Here is a 1,740-nt window from a genome sequence, read left to right as displayed (position 1 = left end):
TGGCGGCGGTGCTCGTCCACGAGCTTGCCCACCTGCTGGAGTCCGGACACGGCCCGGCCTTCCGACGCCTCGTGGACCGGTATCCGCGCTACGCCGAGGCGATGGCCTTCCTCGAGGGGGTCACCTTCGCCGAGGGCCGCGGTCGCACGGCGCCGGACCGGTGGGCGGAGGACGAGGACGCCGGCTGACACGACGGCGGGTGGCCCGCACCCGAGGTGCCGGACCGCCCGCCGTCGTCGTGCCGGGAGGGGCTCAGCCCTCGCGCGGCGCGTCGCCGAAGCCGCCCTCGAGGAGCTTGCGCAGCTCGTCGTCGAGGGACTCGGTGCTGGCGTCCGCGGCGGAGCGGCGCCCGGCGTACCCGGCGGGGTCCTCGAGGTCCTCCGCCGTGGGCTGACGCTCGGGATGGCGCCAGATCTCCTCGCGGTACTCCGTGCCGTGCTCGGCCGTGACGTACTCCCAGAACGCGGCGGCCTCGCGCAGGCGGCGCGGGCGCAGCTCGAGGCCCACGAGGGCGGCGAAGGCCTGTTCGGCCGGGCCACCCGAGGCGCGACGGCGGTTCATCGTCTCGCGCAGGGCGGCCGCCGACTCGAGCGGGCGCGCGGCCTCGGCGACCACCACGTCCACCCAGCCCTCCACGAGTGCGACGAGCAGCTCCAGCTGGTCCAGCGCGGCCTGCTGGGTGGCGTCCGGGGCGGCGATGAAGGACGCCCCGTCGAACACAGCCTGCAGGGAACCGGGGTCCATCGGGTCCACCGACTGCGCGGCCCGCTCGATGCCCTCGGTGTCCAGGCGGATGCCCGCGGCGTACTGCTCGACGGCGGCGTACAGGTCCCGCTCGAGCCACGGCGAGTGCAGGAACAGGCGCATGCGTGCGGCCTCGCGCAGGGCCAGGTAGATGCGGATCTGGTCGTCCGGCACCGAGAGCCCGTCGCCGAACTCCTCGATGTTCACGGGGACGAGGGCGAGGCGGTGGCCGGCGACGGGCAGGCCGATGTCCGTGCCCGAGAGCACCTCCTTGCCCAGGGCACCCACGGCGCCGCCGAGCTGCAGGCCGAACATCGTGCCGCCCATGTTCTTCAGCATGGGCTGCAGCCCGCCGAGCAGGGAGGCGTCCATGCCCTCGGGGAGCTGACCCGGCAGCTGCTGCTCGATGGCCGCGGACATCGCACGGGACATCGAGATGGCCACGGGCTCGGTGAGCCGGCGCCACTGGTCCATGGTCGCCTCCACCCACTCGGCACGGGACCAGGCCACGCCGACGCTGCCGACGGGCTCGGTCTGCGTGACGCCGTCGAGCCACAGCTCGGCCAGCCGCAGCGCCTCGTCCACCTCGCGTCGCGCGAACGAGCCGACGGCCGGGTCCTCGCCGGCCACGGCCTGGCGGGCGGCCTGCTTCGCCAGAGACCAGTTCACGGGGCCGTCCGAGCCGGAGCCGGAGCTCATCATCGCCTGGAACTGGGCCATGGCCTGCTGCATCATGGCCGGATTCAGCTGGGACGGGTCGAAGGGCACCCCGCCGGGGCCGCCCAGGCCCTCCATGGCGCGTCGGACTTCGTCCGGGTCGGGGCCCTGGCCGCCGAAGAGCTGCCGCAGCATCTCCTCCAGGGGGTCGCGGCCGTCGTCGGATCCGGGCGTGCGCGCGTCGTTGCTCATGTCTCCAGCGTATCCGCGTCGGCGCGACGCGCCCGCCCTCCCGACGTCGCGGCGGCGCGGTTCGCCCATGGCGCACGGCGTCGCGCG

Annotated in this window: 2 protein-coding genes; one reads left to right on the top strand and one right to left on the bottom strand. The window is 74.8% G+C overall.

Annotated elements, in window-relative coordinates; genetic code table 11:
* The coding region (locus HMPREF3105_RS09005) for a M48 metallopeptidase family protein (protein WP_141762477.1) at positions 1 to 188 on the top strand (188 nt) is incomplete at its 5' end.
* Positions 189 to 252: 64 nt separating this feature from the next.
* On the opposite strand, the gene HMPREF3105_RS09000 is transcribed toward HMPREF3105_RS09005, so the two are convergent.
* Positions 253 to 1,653 (bottom strand): zinc-dependent metalloprotease, encoded by a 1,401-nt coding sequence (locus tag HMPREF3105_RS09000; RefSeq protein ID WP_036314356.1) that lies wholly within the window; start codon positions 1,651 to 1,653, stop codon positions 253 to 255.
* Positions 1,654 to 1,740 lie beyond the last annotated feature (87 nt).

Origin of the sequence: Micrococcus sp. HMSC31B01, assembly GCF_001816085.1 — a bacterium.
GTDB classification, from domain to species: domain Bacteria; phylum Actinomycetota; class Actinomycetes; order Actinomycetales; family Micrococcaceae; genus Micrococcus; species Micrococcus luteus.
Note: the sequence above shows the minus strand (reverse complement) of the source record. Positions and strands in the feature narration are given on the sequence as shown.

Bases quoted from the DNA above. Each gene is read 5' to 3' on its own strand.
- HMPREF3105_RS09000 (WP_036314356.1), bottom strand. From the start codon at position 1,653: ATGAGCAACGACGCGCGCACGCCCGGATCCGACGACGGCCGCGACCCC.